A 22025-nucleotide genomic window follows, 5' to 3' on the forward strand; every position below is an offset into this window, starting at 1 on the left:
CTACAATCAACAGGTTTTTAAAAACAACATAAGGCTTTAACAGAGCCTATTTTAATAAAATGGTTTCAGCTTTCTTGATGGCTTTTTCTAGCTGTTCTGCAGGAGATCGAAGCAATTCCCCATGCCCCACTGCAAGCAGGCTCGGTTTTAGTCCTTGGATGATTCTGGCGCTTTCCAGCGCTATTTTTTTGTTCCAAGTTGCCATTGCCGGGAACGGAAACCACGGAACGGTTACGCCTGACACGGCCGTACCTCCTCTTGTCTGGAAGGCATCACCTGCAATTACTGCATTTGTCCTTACATCAAGGAATGACATGGATCCAGGTGTATGACCCGGAGTGAAAAAGGCTGTTAACGACCCAATTTTATCTCCATTCTGTAAAAGTACATCCGCCTTCGTTTTAATATTCTTAGGAATCCCGCCGCGTATCGGAGTTTGAGTTTCTGAAGGGTCCAGCGATGTATCTCCAGCTAGCAGTCGGGAATCTCTTGCTGAAATATAAACAGGGACTTGCAGCTTATCTTTCAATTTATCAAGCGCTCCTATATGGTCACCATGTGCATGGGTCAGAACAATTCTTGAGATTGGCTTTCCAATTTGCTTTGCCGCCTGCAATATAGGTTCTGCACTATTAGGCAACGCCGTGTCGATCAAAGTCAAACCATCCTCTTCTTCAATAAAATAACAATTCACCGGAAACAGTTTTGGCATAAACGTCAGTTGATATAGAAACCCTTCTTTTATCACTCTCATGAACAGGCCCTCCATTAAAACTAATATCGTTAGTTTTATTTTAACTAACATCATTAGTTTTAACAACAATAACTTTTCGACAAAAAAAGCAGAGGCCGGTTGCCTCTGCTTTCAAGTCTATTTTTTAACTTCGGTTGTAATCCCTGTCGGCGTCAAATCCATTTCACTCAGGCCAACCCACTTGGTATTATTGGCTAACTTATAGCCGAACCACAAAGCGAGGAATAACGGAATTCCGATATAGGTAACCATTATTCCCTGCCAATCAATGCTATCCCCTGTAAAAGCTTGATAGTTTTGCCCCAGGATGATGAAGATACAAAGTGCAGCAGCAAACAATGGCCCTAACGGGAACCATTTTGCCTTATAGGTTAACAGATTCATATCTCTTCCCTGTGCGATGTAGCCCTTACGGAAACGATAATGGCTGACTGCTATGCCTACCCACGCCAGAAAACCGGCAAGCCCTGATGAATTCAGGAGCCACATGAAAACTTTCCCCTCACCGAATATGGAGCTGAGGAATGCCAGAAGACCGAACGCCGTTGTAGCCAGCAAGGCATTGACCGGAATGCCATTTTTATTGACCTGTTTCAGGAACTTAGGGGCCTGACCTTCTTTTGCCATCACCCATAACATTCTTGTAGATGCATATAAACCTGAATTTCCTGCAGATAAAACAGATGTTAATATAACAGCATTTATTATAGACGCTGCAAAGGCAATGCCTGCATTTTCAAATACGAGTGTGAAAGGGCTCATTGCCACTTTATCGATATCTCCGCCAAGCAGCCTTGAATCTGTGAACGGAATAATCATGGCGATCACAAAGATTGATAGCATATAGAATAGCAAAATGCGCCAGAAAACCTGCTTGATTGCTTTTGGAAGATTTTCCTTAGGATTTTTACTTTCGCCAGCTACAATCCCAACAATTTCAGTTCCCTGGAACGAAAAACCTGCCACCATGAAAATTCCAATGATTCCAAGAATCCCATTATTAAATGGGGCATCACCAGCAGTAAAGTTTTTAAATCCTCCGACATCTCCTGACATGATACCAAAAATCATAAGCAATCCAGTAATAATGAAGGCGATAATAGCCACTACTTTAATAAGTGAGAACCAGTATTCAGCTTCACCATATTGTTTTACGGATAGAAAATTAAGTCCAAAGATAATGGTTAAGAATAATGCGCTCCAGATAAAAGATGGTGTATCGGGAAGCCAGTATTTCATTAAAATCGCAGCCGCTGAAACCTCAAGCGCAAGGGTGATTGCCCAGCTGAACCAGTAAATCCAGCCAATTGCAAAGCCAAATGCAGGGTCAACAAACTTTGTCGCATATGTACTGAAAGATCCTGTTACCGGCATATACGTGCCCATTTCACCAAGACTCGTCATAAGCAAATACACCATGAAACCGATAATTCCGTAAGCTAGCAGCGCGCCGCCAGGTCCAGCCTGGTAAATCGAAGCTCCACTTGCTACAAATAATCCTGTTCCAATACTTCCTCCGATGGCAATCATCGATAAGTGGCGGGTGCCCAGCCTTCTTTTTAATCCTGATGTGGAGAGTACTTTCTCTCTCCTAATTTCGCTTATAGCCTGTGTATCAGTAATCTGAGCTTCTCTCATAGTTTCTCCTCTCCTGTTGCTTCTTGTTAATAAAACGATGCTTGTTTGCTAACTTGTTAGTTTAGGAGTAAACTACCCGCTTTTTTTATTTCGCTAACCTGCTGATGAAAAAAGAATTTCGTTTAGCAGATTTCTCAGCAATTTTTTCTAATAAAAAAGCTGTACCAGTCCCTTTTCATGGGAAAAATAAACAAAATATTAATCTGAATAAAAATACTTATTTAAAAATTTAGAATTATAAAATATAATTTGGACATACCAAATAAAAAGGTGGGAATAAAGTTGAAAGCTATTAGGTCTATTATCATTTGGGGACTAGTCTCCGCACTCGGCGCTGCCGGCTTTGCGATGATGGCATTGAGCAGCGGAGAAAGCGTTAATGCCATCTGGCTATTAACGGCAGCAGTCAGTGTGTATGCCATTGCCTACCGGTTTTACAGCCGATTCATGGCAAGAAGAGTATTTGAACTGGATGACAACCGTAAAACTCCCGCAGAAATTAACAATGACGGGAAAGATTATGTACCGACGAATAAATGGGTGCTTTTTGGTCACCACTTTGCAGCCATCGCTGGGGCAGGCCCCCTTGTAGGTCCAATCCTGGCAGCTCAGATGGGGTATTTGCCGGGAACGATTTGGATTGTAGTCGGTGTTGTTTTAGCAGGTGCTGTCCAGGACTTCATCATCCTGTTTGGGTCCATGCGCCGAAATGGTAAATCGTTAGGTGAGATGATTAAAGATGAAATGGGAAAAGTGACAGGCTTTATTGCCATGATCGGGATTCTCGGAATCATGATCATCTTACTTGCAGTTTTAGCTTTAGTTGTCGTGAAAGCGCTCGCAGGAAGTCCTTGGGGTATGTTTACCATTGCCGCAACGATCCCTATTGCGGTATTCATGGGATTCTATATGAGGTATATCCGACCTGGACGGGTTGGTGAAGCCTCTGCTATTGGAGTTGTATTGCTCCTTTTGTCCATTTTCCTTGGGCAGACTGTTGCGGAAAATCCATCATTAGCCGCCATGTTCACTTTTAAAGGCGAAACGATTGCAATTATGATGATCATTTATGGTTTTATCGCTTCTGTTTTGCCTGTATGGATGCTGCTTGCACCGCGTGATTATTTGAGCACATTCCTTAAAGTAGGTACAATTGTAGGTCTTGCTCTTGGAATTATCATTGTAGCACCGGACCTGTCTATGCCTGGAGTAACGCAGTTCGTTGACGGTACAGGCCCAGTATTTGCTGGAAATATGTTTCCTTTCTTGTTCATTACCATTGCCTGTGGAGCTGTATCCGGGTTCCATGCGTTAGTATCATCTGGTACAACACCAAAAATGATCGAAACAGAATCTCATGCACAGCCGATCGGTTATGGTGCGATGCTGACAGAATCCTTTGTTGCAGTCATGGCAATGATCGCAGCTTGCGTCCTGACACCAGGGATTTACTTTGCGATTAACAGTCCTCCTGCTGTGATTGGAACGGACGCTATCCAGGCTGCCCAAACAGTTACGAGTTGGGGATACACGATCACACCGGATGATATTACAAACCTCGCTAATGATGTAGGAGAAGAAAGCGTTCTCTCACGTACTGGTGGAGCGCCGACTCTGGCAATTGGTATGGCCGTGATTTTCTCTAAAGTGATTGGCGGAAAAGCATTGATGGCTTTCTGGTATCACTTCGCCATCCTATTTGAGGCTCTGTTTATTTTAACGACAATTGACGCTGGTACTCGTGTGGGCAGATTTATGATCCAGGATATTATCGGAACGGCTTACAAGCCATTCGCCAGGACCGATGCCTTGATTCCTAACATTATTGCTACCACTCTTTGTGTACTTGGATGGGGATATTTCTTATACCAGGGTGTCATAGATCCGCTGGGTGGAATCAATACCCTCTGGCCACTGTTTGGAATCGCAAATCAGATGCTCGCAGCAATTGCCCTATTACTTGGTACGACCATATTGTACAAAATGGGTAAAAAAGCGTATGTCTGGGTTACGCTCGTCCCAACTACATGGATTTTAATCGTAACAATGACAGCTGGATGGCAGAAGCTTTTCCACGATAATCCTAAAATCGGTTTCCTTGCTCACTCAAAAGTATTTAAGGAAGCCTTGGATGGAGGAAAGGTACTTGCACCTGCCACTACTCCAGCACAGATGAAACAGGTGCTGGTCAATGATTATGTCGATGCAGGATTAACTGCCTTCTTCATGATCGTCGTCATCACTGTCCTGATTTCAGCCATTAGAATCTGGATGAAGGTTTTAACCAACCAGAAGCTAGATCTTCACGAAGATCCTTACGTGCCACGAAATGAAGGTGACTTAAAGCATTATGCTTAATCGTCTTAAGAGTCTTTTTCATTACAGGAAACAGTTCATCAGCCTGCTTGTCGGTGTGCCCAGCTACGAAAAATATGTTGAGCACATGGCAGCCCATCATCCTAAAGAACCTGTTAAATCAAGAAAAGAGTTTTTCTGTGAAGCACAGGAGTCAAGGTACAGCGGCAAAGGCGGCAAGGTTTCACGCTGCTGCTGAACAGTAAAACGCAAGCGCCTCGTTTGGCGGAACTTACTAACAAACTAGTAAAAACAAGCCTGCATCTCTGTGATGCAGGCTTGTTTTATTCCTATTAACCTGTTATTCAACCGTTTGAATGAATTATAAAACCTTGCTCAAAAATGCTTTAGTCCGCTCATGCTGCGGATTTTCAAAGAGATTTTTTGGTTTGTTTTCTTCAATGATCAAGCCCCCGTCCATAAAAATGACTCTGTCCCCTACTTCCCTGGCAAAACCCATCTCATGGGTGACAACAACCATTGTCATTCCTTCGCGGGCCAGCTGTTTGATCACTTCGAGCACTTCTCCGACCATTTCTGGATCAAGTGCCGAGGTAGGCTCGTCAAACAGCATGATTTTCGGCTCCATCGCAAGTGCCCTCGCAATGGCTACACGCTGTTTCTGGCCTCCTGAAAGCGAAGACGGATATGCATCTGCCTTGTCCTCCAAGCCTACCTTTTTCAAAAGCTCCATACCTTTGGCTCTTGCCTTCTCTTCGGAGATTCCGCGAACCTTTAAAGGAGCCAGCATGATGTTTTCCATCACTGTCTTATGAGGGAAGAGGTTAAAATGCTGAAAAACCATTCCTACATTCTCTCGCACTTTATTAATGTTGATGCCTTTATCGGTGATGTCCATCCCCTCAATCAGCACATGGCCGTCCGTAATTTTTTCAAGTAAATTGATGCAGCGCAGGAAGGTTGATTTTCCTGAACCAGAAGGTCCTATGACAACCACCACCTCCTGTGGCTTTACTTCAACATCAATCCCATTCAATACCTTGTTATGGCCAAAGGATTTCTGCAGGTTTGCAACTTTTATCATTCTGTATCAAGCCTTCTTTCCAGACGATTTAGCAGGAAGCTAAGTGAAAGTGTCAGTATGAGATAAATAACTGCTGCAGTCAGATATGGCTCCCAAACCCGGTAATACTGCCCGGCCATTGAACGTCCCCAGTACATAATTTCTGGAGTGGCAATGACCGCTGCGAGCGAGGATTCTTTAATCAGGACAATAAATTCATTGCCAAGCGGTGGAATCATTCTTTTAAATGCCTGAGGCAAAATAACGTATCTCATCGCTTGTACGTGGCTCATTCCGAGTGAACGGGCGGCCTCCATCTGTCCTTTGTCAATCGACTGGATTCCCGCCCTGAAAATTTCAGCAATGTATGCAGCCGCGTTCAGGGAAAGCGCGATTATCGTAGCGATAATCCCATTCGTTTCCCCCACGAACATCGGTACCACACCAAAGTGAATCAATAAAATTTGCACAAATAACGGCGTCCCCCGGAAGAAGGTGATGTACCAGTCAAACGGCCAGGCAAGCAGCTTCCGGCGCTGCATCTTGCCAAGCCCGATAAACAGGCCAAGGATTGTCCCAATTGCAATCCCCGCCAGAGAAAGCCCGATGGTTACTAGTGTTCCTTTTAATAGATAAGGAGAATATTCAAGGATAATATCAAAACGAAAATCCATAGCTTGACCCCCAAAACTGGAATGCTAATACTTCGAAAATGATCAATTCTTATAGAGTCCAAAAACTATTAACGTGCCCAACAAGGAAAAAATTGAATCCAGCAAGTGAAAAAAACAGCTTCAACAATTAAAAAATGAATCCAGCAAGTGAAAAACCGACTTTAAAAAGTAAAAAAACACTTTAAAACGCGAATTCCACGATTAAACAGATTAATCGATCCACTATTAATAGGCCCCCATTATTAAAAAATGCGTAACACTAGTTTAAGAGTTACGCATCTTGGCTGGTTGTTTGTTTCCCAATGTTATTTTGATGCTTTTTGTGCTTCCTTCAGCTTTTCCATATTAGGCTTTTGCCCGAACCATTCCTGATAGATTTTCTCATATGTGCCATTCTCGAATACCTTTTCGATCGCTTTATCGAAATCCGTTTTAATCTCAGTTCCTTTTGGGAACAAGAGGCCGTAAAATTCCGCATCAAAGCTGCCGCTGTCTTCAATGACCTTCAATTTTTCCTTCGGGTTATTTTTCGCATACACCTCAACCACTCCGTTATCTGCAACGACGGCATCGGCTCCTCCACTCATCATTTCCATGATGGCAAGGTTGTTGTTTTCGAATTTTTTGATATCCTCATTATTCTTTCCCAGGAGTTTATCCATTGCTTCCTGGCCAGTTGTGCCATTCTGGACGGCAACCACCTTCCCCTTCAGATCGGCCGCACTTTTAATATCGCTGTCTTCGCGAACCAAAATCTTATTGGTTGATAGGAAGTAAGGCAACGAGAAATCATAGGTCTGTTTTCTGTCATCATTTATCGTTATGGATGAAATAGCTATGTCAGCCCGCTCGCTTTTAATTTCTACAAAAATAGGATCCCAGCCGACGTGTTCAATCTTCAGTTTATAACCTGCTTCTTCCGCAACCGCTTTTAGAAAGTCGATATCGAAACCAACGATTTTATCGCCTTCCATGTATTCAAACGGTGCATAGGCTGCATCTGTCACGACACGAAGTTCCTTCTTTTCCCCTTCAGACCCTGTGCCGCTCGTTTCGCTAGTCTTGCTAGTGCCACAGGCAGAAACTATTAACGCTGTAACCGCCATCAGCACAATTGCAAATAATCTTTTCTTCATCCTTGTTGCCTCCTCTTTTATAAAAAACATGCCCAAAACTTTTAGTAATTTATATGTAACAATGCGGGCTTGTATTACCCGAGGAGACTAAGAAAAATCAATAAGGAAAACTTATCTAAAATTATTCAAATCTTGGAATTTCCTTATCTTACCTATTAATTTAAAATGAAAGAAAAGGAGGGATTCATTTGGCATTCAAATTTAAAGCAATTGACCATGTACAGCTGGCTGCCCCAAAGGGTTCAGAAGACAGTGCAAGGAAATTTTTTGGAGAAATATTAGGTTTTGAAGAAATTGAGAAGCCTCCAGTGCTGAAAAAAAGAGGCGGCGCATGGTTCAAATACGGCATCTGCCAGATCCACGTCGGCATTGAGGAACCGTTCGTACCTGCACAAAAGGCGCATCCAGCCTTTGAATTAGAGAATATTGAAGGATTGAAACAGCATTTAGCTGCAGCGGGTGTTGAATATATTGAAGACGATAATCTGCCTGGGGCCAACCGCATTTACGTTCAGGATCCATTTGGGAACAGGATCGAATTGCTGGAGTGGGTTTAATTAATCATTAAATTCTTGCTTGCTTGTTTGCTTGGTTTTCAATCACACTAAAATTTGGTATAATATTTAGAAAAGCGAAATATTCGTACCAAGAAAGAAGTGTTGATGGAATGACCCAGCAACAAAAGGCAAAACGCAACTTAATCATCATGTGGTTTGCGAATTTCTTTATCGCCGGCAGCATGACAATGGTTATGCCTTTTCTCTCCTTGTATATTGAAACGTTCGGCGATTTTACGGAAAAGTATGTTCAGAACTGGTCGGGAATTACGTTCAGCATAACCTTTGTCACTGCATTTCTATTCTCTCCGGTCATTGGCAGGATGGGTGACCGGTTTGGACGAAAAAAAATCCTCATCTTCATGGCTTTCGGTATGGGATTATCGATTTTCCTGCTTGGCTTTGCACATTCAGTTTGGCAGCTATTTTTACTGAGAATGTTCATGGGCTTGTTCTCAGGATTCATCCCAGTCTCCCAGGCGCTCATTTCCACTCAGACACCGAAGGAACACGCTGGCAAGGTATTGGGAACCTTGCAGACAGGAAGCATAACAGGCTCTCTGCTTGGGCCGATGATTGGCGGCGTGCTGGCTGATTCCTTAGGATATGCTGCCACCTTCCAATCCACATCCATCTTTATCCTCCTGTCCGGCCTGTTAGTTTTCAAGGTAATGGAACACAGAATCGAAATTAAAAAAGGGACGAAGACGAATTACAGCCGCAAAGAAGTGCTTCAGCATATTCTTAAAAATCCAATCATGGTGAATGTTCTTTTGATGTCGATGCTTGTCCAGATTGCCCATTTCAGCATTCAGCCGATTTTATCCCTGTATGTCGGTGAATTGCATGGACATGTAAATCTTGCATTCTACTCCGGAATTGCCTTTTCAGCCGCAGGACTGGGTAATTTAATGATGGCAAGAAAATGGGGACAGATCGCGGATAAGATCGGTTATATCAAAATCCTTGTCATTCTTCTGTTTTTATCGGCCATCGTTTATTTGCCGGGCGGTTTCGTCGAGAATATCTGGCAGCTTGTCCTGATTCGTTTCCTGCTCGGAATCACAATCGGCGGCATTATCCCGGTCAGGGTCGCCTACATTAGACAGGAAGCACCGATTGCGATGCAAGGCGAGGTCCTCGGCTACAATACGAGTCTTCGTTTCTTTGGGAACATTATCGGCCCAGTGCTTGGCGGTTTTCTCGCTGGTTACTACGGATTCACTTCCGTTTTTATCGTAACGAGCGGACTATTGCTGGTGAGCGGACTCGTCCTGTATGGATCGATGCAGCGTAATCCACAGTATGTGAAGGAAACCTTTTAAAAAAATAACAGACTGCCTCACAGCATATTTTGTGAGGCAGTCTTTTTTTTTAACGCATTAACGCACTGGGGGTCAGACCCCCAGTGCGTTAATTTACTAAAGTGATCTTGGAAACGCAATCATTTTTCCTAGATAATTTTTCTATTGCCTAAACCATTTATTTTATGTAAATTTAGCAAGTATGTCTAAATGGAGGTTACAACATGAATAACTCAAAAACAACGCAACAAATTCAAATTACTACTGCTGATCCTTCTGCTCTTGGGCTCTTTGGACTGGCAATGGTGACACTTGTGGCATCTTCTGCAAAGCTGGGTTGGACAGACGGAGTCTCTTTCGTTCTGCCTTGGGCAATTTTTCTCGGGGGAATCGCCCAATTATTCGCAAGTGTCCAAGATGCTAAACATAACAATACCTTTGGAACGACAGCCTTTGGCGCATTCGGTTTATTCTGGCTTGGCGTTGGTACATCATGGCTGATTCAATATGGAGTATTTGGTGAGGCCGCAGCCGCAGCTGCTGATCCAAAGCAACTGGGAATCGCATTTGTTGGGTACTTGATTTTCAGCTTGTTTATGACAGTTGGAGCTATGGAAACACATAAAGTTCTGTTTATCATTTTTGTTCTGATTGATTTTCTATTTATCGGCCTTTCACTTTCTTCATTAGGAATTGCCCCGGAAGCGATGCATAAATTAGCTGCTGTTTCCGAACTGCTGATTTCGATTGCCAGCTTCTATGGATCCGCAGCTAGTGTATTGAATACTCATTTTGGAAAGGTGACACTTCCTGTCGGCAAGCCATTTGGAATTTTCAAATAAGCTCTTTCGTGATAATTTGAACACTAAGACCTTATTATGTTCAAACCATCGGAAAAAATTAAGCACAGCGTATTTTAATAATGCGAAAACAATTAATAGAAAAAGATAGATAAGCCCAAACTTATCTATCTTTTTTTTAAGTATTGCGCTTATTCATCCCATCTTGGGGAACAAATACTTTATAGATATACATACGAAACAAACATTGTCGGCAAAATTAAATTTTAGATAAAAAGATTTTAACCACCTTTGTCATTTATCCTTATAACAATAATTCAAATCGGGTGATCACATTTGGAAGTACAAGCATTGCACGAGGTTGAAAAATTAGCCTTAAAAAAGCAAAAGATCTTTAAGCAGAGTAAAGTTAGATACTTAGCCAGGGCTGCCCTGGCTTCAATGTTCATTGGATTTGGAGTAATCGTCGCCTTTAAAACAGGTAATTTTTTTTATTCGGAGCATTCTCCGTTTGCTTATCCAATGGCTGCCATTACTTTTGGTGCCTCGATCATTCTGATTGCATACGGTGGAGGTGATTTGTTTACGGGGAATACTTTTTATTACACCTTTGCAGCACTAAGGAAGAAGATGGCGTGGGCACAGGTGGCCAAGATGTGGGTATTCAGTTATATTGGCAATATTATTGGAGCTGCCGCTTTTGCTTTTCTTATCTACACGACAGGACTATTTAATGACCCGTCGGTGAATGGTTTCCTGTTGAGCGTAGCAGAAAAGAAAACACTCGCTCCGACAATGGAGCTCTTTTTCAGAGGAATCCTTTGTAACTGGCTCGTATGCCTGGCGTTTTTCCTGCCGATGTCGATGAAGGGTGACGGTCCCAAAATGTTCGCGATGATGCTTTTCGTCTTTTGCTTTTTCATCTCTGGCTATGAGCATAGCATCGCTAATATGTGTACATTCGCAATCAGCATGGTGATTGACCAGCCTGAGTCCGTTACTTTTGCAGGTGTAATCCATAATCTCATCCCTGTCACGATAGGCAACCTGATTGGCGGCGGGGTCATGATGGGCTGGATGTACTATTATGCCAACAAGCCGTTTTTTGAGGATTGATGAATGAACACAGCCTGATTTATGATGAAACTGAAATGGTTTCATCTTTTTTTTCGAATAAAAAACCTGGATATTTCCTCATATCCAGGTGAGTTTGATAGCTTCATTTCCAGGCTGACAAGTATGTTTTTCGATATTTCGAACTTCTTCAGTCTCAATCAATTCCAGGGCAGTTTGTTTAATCTGTTCATACGTTCAGGTGATCATCCAGTTTTTTCAACCCTGCCATCATGTCATAACGAATCAAGGTATATTTACTATTTTCATTGTGGACATCCATTCATTAATAGAAATACTTCTATGTTTTACCTCAGTGTTTTTGCTTGTAATAAGTGATGCCAAGAGCAAATGCAAGCACGGTTCCCTTTACAATATCCATCGCATAATAAGGAACTGACATCATGACCAGCCCATTTTGGAGAATTCCAATCAGTACGGCGCCGATGAAGGTACCGAACGCATTGGGCTTGCCTGCTCCCAGAACGGAAAAGCCGATGAAGGCAGCCGCTACGGAGTCCATTAAATACGGAGATCCAGCACTGATTTCCGATGTCATCACGCGGGATGCGAGAACAATCCCTCCAATAGCAGCAAACAATGCTGATAAAAGGTATGCCGCTGTCTTGTAACGGTTTACCGGTATCCCTGACAGTCTCGCAGCCTCTTTATTGCCGCCAATCACATACATATAGCGACCATGCTTTGTATAGGTCAGGAATATATGGACGACGATAACAGCTACAGCCATGATGAGGATGATCCAGGGCACCTGGCCGATTTTAGCAAAAATAGCGCTGATCGTTCCTGTAGAAAAGCTGCCATCAGGCATAATCATATTTTCTGAAACGGTGGCACCCTTCGTATAGGTGAGGGCCGTTCCTTGAATGATGAACATCATCGCCAGCGTCATCAGCATATCAGGGATTTTCAGTTTGACGATCATGAATGAATTGATTGCCCCGACAATCAGTGCAGCGGCAATTGCTGACAGAATCGCAATCAGCGTATTCTGCGAAAACCAGACAAACATTGAGATCACTACTGCGTTTGATAGTGATGCCACAGAACCGACAGACAAATCAAAGCCATCAACGGTTAACGAAATCGTAATGCCAATTGCTATGATGGTCACGATCGAAATCGATCTTAATATATTGATTAAGTTATCTCCATTGATAAAAGAAGGGTTCGCAGCCGCAAAAATGGCTATTAGGACAAAAATAGTCAGGATGGTCCCATACTTATATAAGAACTGGAACAATTCGAATGTCTTTTTCGGCTGTGTGTTTTGCTGCAAAGGGAGTTTGGCGTCCATCCTATCTGCCTCCTGTTGAATAAAATAATAGTTCTTCTTCGGTTGTCTTTGCCGTTTCAAGCTCTTTGACCGGCTCACCATCATAGAGGACATAAACCCGATTCGTGATCCCGATGATTTCTGATAGCTCAGAAGAAGCATAAATAACACCTTTCCCCTGGTCAGCCAGTTTTACAATCAATTCAAAAATGTCCCTCTTCGCACCCACGTCCACACCTTTTGTGGGTTCATCAAAAATGTAAACCTCAGCATCTGCGATCAGCCATCTTCCAATCGCAACTTTTTGCTGGTTGCCCCCTGAAAGATTTTCAACCTTTGCCGACTCTGTGGGTGTCTTGATTCCTAATGCGCTAATGTATTCCAGCGCTGTGTTCTTTTCGGCGCGTCTGTCGATAAAACTTAAGAACCTCGTGAATTTTTTCAGGTTAACGGCAGTCAGGTTTGAGGTGACTGATTCAGATACAAGAACACCCTCCTTGCGTCTTTCTTCGGGTACAAGGGCAATCCCAGCCTTTACGGCGGCATGCGGACTGTTCAGCCTAAGGTTTTTTCCTCGCAGCTTCACTGTACCTGTAACATTGGGAACAGCTCCAAACAAAGCCTTGCACAATTCAGTTTTACCTGCTCCAACCAGGCCGGCGACTCCGACAATTTCTCCCGCTTTTACATGAAGCCGGGTGTTCCTGACTTTATCTCCATCGCTCAGGCCATCTGCTTCAAGAAGAATTTCTCCGGTCCCGCTTTTCAGTAGCGGAAATTGGTCCTCAAGCTTGCGTCCAAGCATGTATTCAATCACCTGGTTCGCATTCACGTCAGAGATTTTCTTTCTAACAACAAACTCTCCGTTCCGCATGACAGTCAGTTCATCGCACAGTTCAAAAATTTCCGGCATCCTGTGGGAAATAAACACAATTCCTACACCCTTTTTAACGAGATCACGGACAATCCTGAACAGTTCCGTTGTTTCTGTATGGCTTAAAGGTGCTGTCGGCTCATCCAAAATTAAAAAGGTACAGTTGCTGGAAATTGCCCTCGCAATTAGCACAAGCTGCTTCTCGGCAAGAGTCAGCTCACCGGCCAGCTTCTTCACAGGAATATGAAGATTCATGCCGGATAGGATTTCTTCCGCTTGTTTAAAAAGCAGCTTCCAATTAATCCAATGCTTGTTTTCCATGTTCTGCACAGTCTGGTTCAGCATAATGTTTTCAGCCACTGTCAGCGAAGGAATGATCGCCGTATCGACCTCCTGGTACACCGTCTGGATTCCATGCAGCTGTGCATCTCCAGGCATATGGATGTCAATATTCTCTTCATTAAGGAAAATCTCGCCCGAATAATGTCCATAAGCTCCGGATAGCACCTTCATCAAAGTAGATTTACCGGCTCCGTTTGCCCCGATTAAAGCATGGATTTTCCCTGTTTCCGTGACGAAATCCACATGGTCGAGTGCCCGAACTCCAGGAAAATCAATTGTAATGCTTTTCATCTCAAGTTTCTTACCTGCCATACCGGAACCCCCTCTTCTATTAATCTGCAAAGCAGACACTCTCTTTAGGATGAGAGTGCCTGCAGATGTAGAGATTAATTTGTTGTCAGATATATTAGTGCTTTTTGCAATTAAAATGAACCATTTAACTCTGTAATGGAATCCCAATCGGTAGTAATAAAACTTCTTAAACATAAGGCTTTATTTCTTGTAGTGATCCTTTAATTTCCTCATCCAATCTTCTTCAAATGCATCTGATTGTCCCCAGCCTTCAATGATGTCTGCAAGATTGACCATGTTGACTGCATCTTTTGACTCCTGAAGTTTTTCCTGTGAGATCAGCGCTGCTTCAAGGTCATAAGTTGGAGGTGTATCTTCCCCTGCAAGCTTTTTCGCTAGGATTCTCATATTTACTGCGCCAATTAATTTAGGATCTACTGCTGCAGTATATTTCCACGAGCTGCCTTCTCCCTGGATTTCCTGAAGATCCGCGTTGGAGACGTCGATTCCATAGATTTTGATTTCATCGCGGCCGGCTTCCTTAATCGCACGGGCAGCACCAATTGCGAATGCATCCCAAGTTGCAAAAATCGCATCGATTTCCCCTTTAGGGTGTTTGTTCAGCATCGCTGCTACCGCGTTTTGAGTTTGGACGCTTGTATCGGCAGCTGCCACTCCGAATCTCTCAACCTCTTTAATTCCAGGGTTAGACTTCAATGTTTCCTGATAAACTTTATTTCTTCTCACCATTGGCGGAAAACCGTCAACCCAAAGGTAGACAATATTCGCTTTACCATTTTGTTCTTTTACGAGCTGATCTAGAGCTAGCTTTGCAAGTGCTTCATCATCCTGAGATGTAAGGGTGACCCCATCTACCTGTGCAATGTCTGCATTCGAGTCAAATGTAACAACACTCTTTCCCTTTTCAACAAGCTTTTTGACATCATTCACCGTAGCTGCATCGTCGCCGTGTGATATGAGGAATCCATCATAATCCTGCTGAAGCGCCTGGTTGATCGCATCATGGAATTTTGCCGTATCGCCATTTGCGGTGAATACGTCCACCTTAAACCCTAACGCTTCTCCCTCCGCTTTAGCGCCAGCTAAATACTGAGCAGTATGGTCATCGCCGCCAATCTTGCGGATGACCTTGATTTTCACTTCTTCTCCTTTAGCAAAGCGATCAGGAACACCTTCAACCGGTCCGCTCGCCGTCTTTGTTTCTCCACCGCCGCAGCCTGTCAGCAAAAGCGCTGCCGAAACTGCTGTTAAAAATACCTTTTTCAAACCATTTCTTTTCATCTCTTTTTCCCCCTTTAAAAATGATTTGCTTTTTCCAACCATATAAAAAAACCTCTCCAGAAAAGAGAGGTTTCATCAGCGTAAAAGAACAGACGGATTCTTCCTCCCTTATCTTTCAAAACATAAAAATGTTTTGCAGGATTTAGCACCAATTCCGTATGGAACGGTTGCCGGGCGTCACAGGGCCAGTCCCTCTGCCACTCTTGATAAGAGAATTTCTTTATTCAGTTAACGGAGCAAATCGATAAACTTACTTTAATCTCCTATACTCATATTGTCAATATTATTTCGAAAATTAAATTTTTATTCGTTTATTTGCTATAAACCTCTTTGACTGAATAAAAAAAAGAAAGATTCCCAATCAGGAATCTTCCTTTTCCAAGTTATTCCCCTCTGCCTGCCGCTGTCATCCATTCATATTGACGAAGTTTTACTTCATACAGTGTCAATGGATCGCGATACAACTCAGGGTTTACCCTCATTTTTTCAAGCTCATTCTTGCCATATTCAATTTCTGAACGTGCCTCTTCAACGGCCTGCTCAAGAGCAATGAAAGGCTGCTTGAAGAATAGATTAACATCACGTTCAATCGATTTTTCGAAAATCTCGAATTGCTGAAGGAACTTGTTCGCAATTGAAACGGCGATTTCATAGTAATCTTCGGTTTCAAGATAGGTTTTATAACGGTTGTACAGCATGTTATTATTTTGCGGCAGCACTCCAAGAAGCTTACCAGCACTCTTTAAAAAGAACTGCTGAGGGGTCGATCTGTGCATGATATTGACCTTTTCATAATAGACACCATTCGTCATCCGGTCAGCATCGCGGCGCCAGTCATCGAGCACTCTGAAATCACATTCGAGCTTAATCCGTTCATCCCCATACATCGCATTGAAGCTTTCAGCCATTTCATTCAGGTAGGACTGGCTATGGCCGAATTCATCTTTTGAAAATTGTACCCAGCCTTCTAGAGATTCATGGAACTTAGGCAGCACCGTGTTGTCTAGATACTCCTGGATTCGTATATTCATTTCTTTATCAATCTCATCATGGAGCCTTCCAAAATCGCTGTCTTCCGTCACTAAATCAGTACAGCCGCGAAGCAGTTCCGGAATTTTCTCGATGATTTCAGCGCGGGTATCGTCCTTGATTTTGCGGAACGATTTTTGGATAGAGCGTGATTTTTCCTCTTCAATATCTCCCAGCTGATTGATGGCTCCATTCAGCTTACCAACCATTTCTTCATTCCAGCTGATGGATTCCATATGGTTATTTTCAATTTCAATTCGTTTATCAAGCAAATAAGTGATTGCCCTTCTGACAAAGAATTGCAGTTTGGAAGTTCGCTCTTCTTCGAAGTTCATAGCGTTTCGATTTGTTTTGATAAATTCAGAGAAATCCTTTAGCTGCTGCTGCTTTTCATAATTTGAAGAGAAGGCAAACATTTTAGCTTCAGGGTAATATTGGCTGATTTCAGACCATGTATTATCAAATACTTCAATCGCTTCCTGCTGGCTGTAGATGACATCCATTTTATTCAAAAGGAAGTGGATCGGCAGGTTAGGAAAGTATTCCGAAATCTTCGAAAGGATATCTCTTTCCCTGTCTGTGAATGGGTCATTCGCATTCAGGACAAACAGTAAGCTATCTGCAAAACGCAGGTAATTGAACAGCGGATGCTTGTCATAATTATTGCGGTTGACTCCTGGTGTGTCGATTAAAGTGAGTTCATGCTCACGCAGGAACGGGAACTGGGCTTTAAAATCAATAACGGTTTCGTTCTTATGCGTTTGGCGGCGTACTCCAGCCACTTCCTGAAAATCATTTACATCCGTAATTTCACGTACAACTGAATCAGTAATCTCCAAGATCTCGGTATTTTGCTGATCGTTGAAACGAATGACAGCGGCTGTTGGCGCAGTAATTAGCTCTTCGCCAATGATTGTATTTACAAAAGAAGACTTTCCATTTCCGGATATGCCTGCAACCAATAGGTTATGGACATTGGACTCGTTCAGCTCCTGCACCATCCACTTGATCCGGTTGCCGACTTCGATTTCATGCTCTTCGGCCCACTTGATGATTGTCGTGAACAGGTTCATGCTATCCTCATAGCCATCGTGGTAATCACGCGAATTCAAGATGAGCGTCTCTGCATCATGGATAGCAGCGCCACTGATCGTTGATGGGAACACTTCGTTCCAGGCAATGATCGATGATGCTGAAACCAGGCTATTAGCCTGACTCGTGATCTTCAGCCAATTAGTAAGCATATCTGGAATCAAAGGTGAAATTTCCTTGATTAGCCGATCGCCATTAATCAATTCAAAGTAGGCATCCTGGTATACAGCCGAAAGCTGATTCCAGCCATCCCTTCTGTTTCCATCCATTCCACTGAACAGATGATTGAATTCTCGCAGCCATGTCATATAGGTTGTCTGGCCCCTGTAGCTTTGCCATAGTGAAACAGCCAGCCGTTCAAAACGGCTGCGGTCTACCTGGAATAATACAGATAAAGCCGTGTTGAAATATGCAGGTTCGAATGAGCTTGTATTTCCTTGATCGACATACTGCGTCAACACATCGAACCAGCGTGGCGAACCAGTGCGCACCCCTTCATTGACAGCCAGTTCAACAGCATTATCCCAATCGTGGTGCTCTTCAAAAAAGGCACGCGCAATCTCGGTCACTCCAGGATAGTCAGGATCCAGCGCCACAGCTTGCTTAATGACAGCTACCGCTTTGTCTAAACTTCCCTGTTCTATGTAAAGGGATAATAGCTGCAAGCCGCTTTCAATTCTCAAGACAGTGCTTTCTGTCTGGATGGAAAGATACAGATCCTCCGCAGAAGGCAGCAGGCCAAGCTCAAGAAACGCGTCGCCCATGTTCTTCTTCGCCCATGGCTCCAGCTCATTCGTGATGTTTTCCCATTTAAAGATCGCTGCTTCAAAATCCTTATTATGAAAATAAACCTCACCCTGTGCAAAACGAATGTAGGACAAATCAGGCATATCATTCTTTTGTTCAGCAAGGTACAGTTCTCCAAGCACGCGGACCGGATGGACTCGTTCTTCCGATCCCATATATGTTTCAAAATACGACTTTTTGATTAGTTGCTCCTCAAATGTCATGTCCTTCCTCCGACCTTATCATAATATGAATCAATAAAAAGAGCCCTCAGACTCCTTCAGGCAATTAAAGTAATCTTCTTAACATTTCCTTTTTCCTCAAGGCACCCGTCTTCAAACCTTATCATTGTATTCTATCAAACATATTTTCATTCAAGATTTCAGTTCTCTTTCAGTTATGCTACAAGCATTACGAAAATTGTAACCTTCTTAATATATCATCCAATAAAATACCATTTAACACTTTAAAGCGCTGGGGGTCTGACCCCCAGTGCATTAATGCGGTGATTTGTTGAGGGTCTGACCCCCAATCAATTAATGCGGTGATGCGGTGGTTTGTTGGGTTCCTTCTATATCTTTCGAACTATATCGGGGTTTTCTGGGGTAGGAATGAAGTTTGTCACACCGCTGATAGGGCAATATCATTATAATTGGTTTATATGATCGTTATGAAAGGGTGAATGTGATGCTCATATTGAAGGTTATGGGTGCTCCTATTGAACATATACAATCAGAACATATTAAGAAGATCGGCGGCAATTATTCTGTTTATCGAGGTAATAAATCCCTGGCTACCATCAAGGGCACTGAAAGTGAAGTCGAATTCCAGATTGACCCGTATCTTGACTTGGATGAATTTCAGTTTTTAAGAGACATTTTTCTTGAGCTTAGCTTTGGAAATGAGGCGGCGATCGACGAAAGGGGCTGCCAGCTGGGGTATCTTGAAAATGGTGAAAAAGCGTACTTGATAAAAAACTGGGAAGAGTGGAAAGCATTCTTGATGAAAGCAAAGCTTAAGACTCTTGAAGGGCAGAATGTCCAAGCTTTGAATAATGTTGGCGAGGAACTCGGATCTGGACTTCTCGCTGAATACGACATCTCGATAAATCCTTTCCGCATCACCAGCTGCACATTGATCACTCTGTTCGGCGAACGGATATTTGAAGGGGAAAATATAAGGATTGTGCCGACGAATCAGTTTAGCTAAATCTTGCTCATCTGCGTGAACATAAATAACGCCATAATAAAAAGCAGCTGGGATTCCCGCTGCTTTTCATTTACTTCTTATACTCTGCTTTTTTCCAAAAAAAGAATGCTCCCGTAGCTAATAAGGTAGAAACCAGCGCCACAGCTACAGCGATGTAGACACGCTCATCTTCATGCCCGTAATATCCCTCGATTGCATTTGAAAGGGAAACGACATTGAAAGCAAGGAACAGGAAAATCGAAATGAATGCTGCCCTTCTTTTATTCATGTCTTAATTCCCTCCCAACTGCAAATACCTTGCCATCCTTAATTTCAAGAAGGATTTTTGGCAATTCTCGCTGCGGCGGCCCTGCCATTGGCTGCCCGCTATCCACATTGAAATAACCTTTGTGGCATGGGCACAGCAGTACATTCTCCTTATGCTCGTAAAAGACTGGACACTGCAGATGTGTACACTTATTGTTATAAGCCACAAATTTATCATCAGGTGTTCGGACTAAAATCGCTGGCTCATTTTTCGTAGGATAGTTAAAGTTCCTTGACTCACCAATCGCTAAATCTTCAATGTCGGTGATCTCCACTCTTTTTACCTCACCATTTTCATCGCGCAAAAACGTGAAGATGCCAAATGGTGTCGTTGCAAGACCGATTGCAACAGTTGCACCAAAGGAGGCTTTCAAGAATGCCCTTCTATTCAAATGGACATCATCTTTCCTGTTCAGGTTTTCAATCAGCTTAATCATATCCTTGTCATCTTCATGATTAGACTGTTTCTTTTTATCATCATTCATGACCAAATCCTCCTGCTCATAGAGTTCATTGCACGATTAAAATTTCGCGTCGATTCTTTCTGCCAGGTTAAGATATTCCTTAAATAAAAGACTATTTTCCTCAGCAATGGCTGGCGTTTCACTGTTTTCATCGGCTTCCTGGATTGGCAGCTGAACCAGCAATTCCGTACCTAGCTGTGCAGCAAGCTCTTCACCGCCGCCTTTTCCAAAAATGAAATACTTCTGTTCGCTATCCTCTGGCTTAAAGTAGGACATGTTTTCAACAACGCCAATCACTTCATGCTTGCTCTTGATTGCCATTGCTCCTGCTCGTTCTGCAACAAAAGATGCAGCCTTATGAGGAGTCGTCACAACAATTTCCTTGCTCTGCGGAATCATCAAGTGCATATCAAGCGCCACATCGCCAGTGCCAGGAGGCATATCCAGAATGAAGTAATCCATTTCTCCCCAAAGGACATCTTCGGTAAAATGCTGAATCATCTTGCCGAGCATGGGCCCGCGCCAGACAATCGGCTCGTTATCCCTCACAAGGAAGCCCATAGACATGACCTTTATTCCGTTCGCTTCAACCGGGATGATTTTTCCGTTGAATGTTTTTGGCTTTGAATCTATATTAAGGATTTTCGGTACACTGAATCCGTATATATCAAGATCGATTATGGCAACTGACTTGCCTAGTTTTTGTAGCGCAAGGGCAAGGTTTACTGATAAAGATGACTTGCCTACACCGCCTTTTCCGCTAGTCACTGCCAGTACATTTCCTTTTAACATGTGAAGCACCTCTTTTTTTGAAGGTCAGGTTACTATTCCCTACCTTATATGAGTTTTATTGAAACCCAACTGGAAAAAATCATGTAGAATTTCCAGTTCGCCAATATAATAGTATTTTCGCCAATAAAGTTGTGAACTTCGCCAATAAAATCTTTTTTCCGCCAATAAACCTGTGAACTACGCCAATATAATCAGCTTTTCGCCAATAAAATTATTTTCTCTCCAATAACAAGATATCGTCAGATAAAATCAATCTAAATTTAGAAAAACGGAGCCGGCCCTAATGAACTTAGCGCTCTCTTTCGGCCGGCTCTTATTAAAATTATGATTGTGAATCCGTATAAACTCCGAAGAATTCAGGAACGTAATCCCATTTGTTCCCCTCTTGAGGCTTTTTGCCTTCTACAAGGTTCATCTGTGTACGTTTTCTGCGAAGTTGCTGCATTTCGTCGAAATCGATGAAGCGAATCGCGTCACTTGGGCAGACAGATGCACACATTGGCGCGATATCATGGCGTGTTCTGTCATAGCACATATCGCATTTGTACATTTTGTTCTTCTCAAAATCGAACTTTGGAATCCCGAACGGGCAACCAAATGTACAGTTGCGGCATCCAATACACTTTTCTTCCATCGCTGAAAGGACTACACCTTCATCCGTGATTTGGATGGCATTCGCCGGGCAGACACGCGCACATGCTGGGTCTTTACATTGCATACACAGCATTGGGAAAGTCTGGCGCGATTCTGTAAAATCAACATACTCAACATAGTTCCGTTCCTTCGCATCATGGTCCCCGCACTCACGGCAGGCTGCCTGGCAGGCACGGCATCCGATACAGCGTTCAAATTCGAGATACATTATTTTGTTCATTATAGCCGTCCT

Annotated in this window: 20 protein-coding genes and 1 riboswitch; of the genes, 7 read left to right on the top strand and 13 right to left on the bottom strand. The window is 43.0% G+C overall.

What is annotated here, in order from left to right:
- Positions 1 to 46: 46 nt before the first annotated feature.
- Both V7654_RS19610 and V7654_RS19615 read right to left on the bottom strand, forming a co-directional pair.
- The gene (locus V7654_RS19610) at positions 47 to 754 is read right to left on the bottom strand and encodes an MBL fold metallo-hydrolase (protein WP_335432490.1); all 708 of its coding nucleotides are present in this window, start codon (positions 752 to 754) and stop codon (positions 47 to 49) included.
- Positions 755 to 871: 117 nt separating this feature from the next.
- On the bottom strand, positions 872 to 2392 hold the full coding sequence (locus V7654_RS19615) for an amino acid permease (RefSeq protein WP_335432492.1): 1521 nt from the start codon (positions 2390 to 2392) through the stop codon (positions 872 to 874).
- Positions 2393 to 2674: 282 nt separating this feature from the next.
- Between V7654_RS19615 and V7654_RS19620 the strand changes: the two genes are divergently transcribed.
- The gene (locus tag V7654_RS19620) at positions 2675 to 4750 is read left to right on the top strand and encodes a carbon starvation CstA family protein (RefSeq protein WP_335432493.1); all 2076 of its coding nucleotides are present in this window, start codon (positions 2675 to 2677) and stop codon (positions 4748 to 4750) included.
- Positions 4743 to 4946: a YbdD/YjiX family protein gene (locus V7654_RS19625; RefSeq protein WP_335432494.1), complete on the top strand. Its 204-nt coding sequence runs from the start codon at positions 4743 to 4745 to the stop codon at positions 4944 to 4946. The genes V7654_RS19620 and V7654_RS19625 overlap by 8 nt, the downstream gene beginning before the upstream one ends.
- Positions 4947 to 5069: 123 nt before the next feature.
- Here the strand turns inward: V7654_RS19625 and V7654_RS19630 are convergent, their stop codons facing one another.
- From V7654_RS19630 to V7654_RS19640, 3 genes are all read right to left on the bottom strand, one after another.
- Positions 5070 to 5792: an amino acid ABC transporter ATP-binding protein gene (locus V7654_RS19630; protein WP_335432495.1), complete on the bottom strand. Its 723-nt coding sequence runs from the start codon at positions 5790 to 5792 to the stop codon at positions 5070 to 5072.
- Positions 5789 to 6445: an amino acid ABC transporter permease gene (locus tag V7654_RS19635; RefSeq protein WP_335432496.1), complete on the bottom strand. Its 657-nt coding sequence runs from the start codon at positions 6443 to 6445 to the stop codon at positions 5789 to 5791. Before V7654_RS19635 ends, V7654_RS19630 begins: the two co-directional genes overlap by 4 nt.
- A gap of 305 nt (positions 6446 to 6750) precedes the next feature.
- On the bottom strand, positions 6751 to 7581 hold the full coding sequence (locus V7654_RS19640; RefSeq protein WP_335432497.1) for a basic amino acid ABC transporter substrate-binding protein: 831 nt from the start codon (positions 7579 to 7581) through the stop codon (positions 6751 to 6753).
- 188 nt (positions 7582 to 7769) lie between these two features.
- Between V7654_RS19640 and V7654_RS19645 the strand changes: the two genes are divergently transcribed.
- The 4 genes from V7654_RS19645 (at position 7770) to V7654_RS19660 (ending at position 11358) form a co-directional block, all read left to right on the top strand.
- Positions 7770 to 8138, top strand: a complete 369-nt coding sequence (locus V7654_RS19645; protein WP_335432498.1) for a VOC family protein — start codon at positions 7770 to 7772, stop codon at positions 8136 to 8138.
- Positions 8139 to 8248: 110 nt separating this feature from the next.
- Positions 8249 to 9463: an MFS transporter gene (locus V7654_RS19650; RefSeq protein ID WP_335432499.1), complete on the top strand. Its 1215-nt coding sequence runs from the start codon at positions 8249 to 8251 to the stop codon at positions 9461 to 9463.
- A 203-nt stretch (positions 9464 to 9666) separates the two neighbouring features.
- Positions 9667 to 10284, top strand: coding sequence for an acetate uptake transporter (locus V7654_RS19655; protein ID WP_335432500.1), 618 nt, complete (start codon positions 9667 to 9669; stop codon positions 10282 to 10284).
- 294 nt (positions 10285 to 10578) lie between these two features.
- Positions 10579 to 11358 (top strand): formate/nitrite transporter family protein, encoded by a 780-nt coding sequence (locus tag V7654_RS19660; protein WP_335432501.1) that lies wholly within the window; start codon positions 10579 to 10581, stop codon positions 11356 to 11358.
- Between the two features lie 310 nt (positions 11359 to 11668).
- Here V7654_RS19660 and V7654_RS19665 read toward each other — a convergent pair whose 3' ends face one another.
- The 4 genes from V7654_RS19665 to V7654_RS19680 all read right to left on the bottom strand — a co-directional run bounded on the left by V7654_RS19665 (position 11669) and on the right by V7654_RS19680 (position 18592).
- Positions 11669 to 12673, bottom strand: coding sequence for an ABC transporter permease (locus V7654_RS19665; RefSeq protein WP_335432502.1), 1005 nt, complete (start codon positions 12671 to 12673; stop codon positions 11669 to 11671).
- A 1-nt stretch (position 12674) separates the two neighbouring features.
- On the bottom strand, positions 12675 to 14180 hold the full coding sequence (locus V7654_RS19670; protein ID WP_335432503.1) for a sugar ABC transporter ATP-binding protein: 1506 nt from the start codon (positions 14178 to 14180) through the stop codon (positions 12675 to 12677).
- A gap of 180 nt (positions 14181 to 14360) precedes the next feature.
- Positions 14361 to 15461, bottom strand: coding sequence for a sugar ABC transporter substrate-binding protein (locus V7654_RS19675; RefSeq protein WP_335432504.1), 1101 nt, complete (start codon positions 15459 to 15461; stop codon positions 14361 to 14363).
- 105 nt (positions 15462 to 15566) lie between these two features.
- A riboswitch (SAM riboswitch) is annotated at positions 15567 to 15674 on the bottom strand.
- Positions 15675 to 15844: 170 nt separating this feature from the next.
- A complete protein-coding gene (locus V7654_RS19680; protein WP_335432505.1) occupies positions 15845 to 18592 on the bottom strand; it encodes a dynamin family protein in 2748 nt (915 codons plus the stop codon).
- A gap of 463 nt (positions 18593 to 19055) precedes the next feature.
- Between V7654_RS19680 and V7654_RS19685 the strand changes: the two genes are divergently transcribed.
- Entirely contained in the window at positions 19056 to 19577 is a 522-nt protein-coding gene (locus tag V7654_RS19685) for a hypothetical protein (protein ID WP_335432506.1), read from the top strand.
- Between the two features lie 70 nt (positions 19578 to 19647).
- Here V7654_RS19685 and V7654_RS19690 read toward each other — a convergent pair whose 3' ends face one another.
- The 4 genes from V7654_RS19690 to V7654_RS19705 form a co-directional block, all read right to left on the bottom strand.
- Positions 19648 to 19845, bottom strand: coding sequence for a hypothetical protein (locus V7654_RS19690; RefSeq protein WP_335432508.1), 198 nt, complete (start codon positions 19843 to 19845; stop codon positions 19648 to 19650).
- Positions 19838 to 20368, bottom strand: coding sequence for a ubiquinol-cytochrome c reductase iron-sulfur subunit (locus tag V7654_RS19695; protein ID WP_335377120.1), 531 nt, complete (start codon positions 20366 to 20368; stop codon positions 19838 to 19840). The genes V7654_RS19690 and V7654_RS19695 overlap by 8 nt, the downstream gene beginning before the upstream one ends.
- Before the next feature lie 36 nt (positions 20369 to 20404).
- Positions 20405 to 21139 carry an Mrp/NBP35 family ATP-binding protein gene (locus tag V7654_RS19700; RefSeq protein WP_335432509.1) on the bottom strand — a complete coding sequence of 245 codons (735 nt, stop codon included), beginning with the start codon at positions 21137 to 21139 and terminating at the stop codon, positions 20405 to 20407.
- 322 nt (positions 21140 to 21461) lie between these two features.
- Positions 21462 to 22013 carry a 4Fe-4S dicluster domain-containing protein gene (locus tag V7654_RS19705; protein WP_207501954.1) on the bottom strand — a complete coding sequence of 184 codons (552 nt, stop codon included), beginning with the start codon at positions 22011 to 22013 and terminating at the stop codon, positions 21462 to 21464.
- Between the last annotated feature and the right edge of the window lie 12 nt (positions 22014 to 22025).

This window comes from Bacillus sp. JJ1609 (assembly GCF_036967045.1).
In the GTDB taxonomy this organism is placed as follows: domain Bacteria; phylum Bacillota; class Bacilli; order Bacillales; family Cytobacillaceae; genus Mesobacillus.